The sequence below is a fragment of the Bartonella sp. AA86SXKL genome (assembly GCF_042196885.1).
The window spans coordinates 287-1,120 of the sequence record NZ_JBHIRE010000129.1 but is presented as its reverse complement, the minus strand read 5'-3'; the positions used below and the strand labels follow the sequence as shown (position 1 = coordinate 1,120).

Annotated in this window: 1 protein-coding gene; it reads right to left on the bottom strand. The window is 40.8% G+C overall.

Annotated elements, in window-relative coordinates:
- Positions 1 to 176 precede the first annotated feature (176 nt).
- On the bottom strand, positions 177 to 834 hold a 658-nt coding region (locus ACFIO5_RS10435; protein WP_375705364.1), incomplete at its 5' end, for a sensor histidine kinase.

Below are 834 nucleotides of genomic sequence, written 5' to 3'. Positions count from 1 at the left end.
CCACACGCCAATTCAGCTTGTAATGTGTCATCGAATAGTTTTTATTGATGGAATATACACAGGTTTGAAGTAAGAGAATCTTAATGTATTCGAAGATTCTCATTCAACATGCGAAACAATGAATTATTATCATAAATCAATGTGTTGCCATGTATGCACTGGTTCTTTATTTAAAATCAAGCATAGGCTTCTTTTGAGGCATTGGGGGTTAATTTGGGCAAAGGAATTACAATTTTTGTTCCTCCCAAAGCAGAAGTTTCAAAAAGCGGTTTTTCACCAAACTGCATACAAAGCTGTTCAACGACCACCCGACCAAGACCTGTTTTTTTCTCTTGCGTTTGATTCTTCATGCCCACACCATTATCTTCCACAATCAGCATCAGTTGCCCATTTTTCTGAGGACCAAATGAGATGTAAATATCACCAGAGCGTTTATCAGGAAAGGCATGTTTTAAGGAGTTTGTCAACAACTCACCAAGAATAATGCCCAATGTCGTCGCATCTCTTGAAGACAATCGGCACTCTTTAAAGTTCGTGTGAATGGTGATATTTTCCCGCAATTCAAGAGGCATTGCCAATTCAACATCATGCACTACCGAACTGAGAAACTCTGCCAATAAAGTTGTTTCCATATCATCACTCAAACGCAAACGACGATGCGCTGTGGAGATTGTCTGGATACGGTCACGTGCTGCACCAAGAACAGAACGCACCTCTTCATTGTCACTGCGATTTAATTGGAGCCCTAGCAAAGAAGAGACCGTACCAAGAGAGTTGCCAATACGATGGCTCACATCTTGCAACAACATTTCAACACGTTGTCGTTCTTTCTCG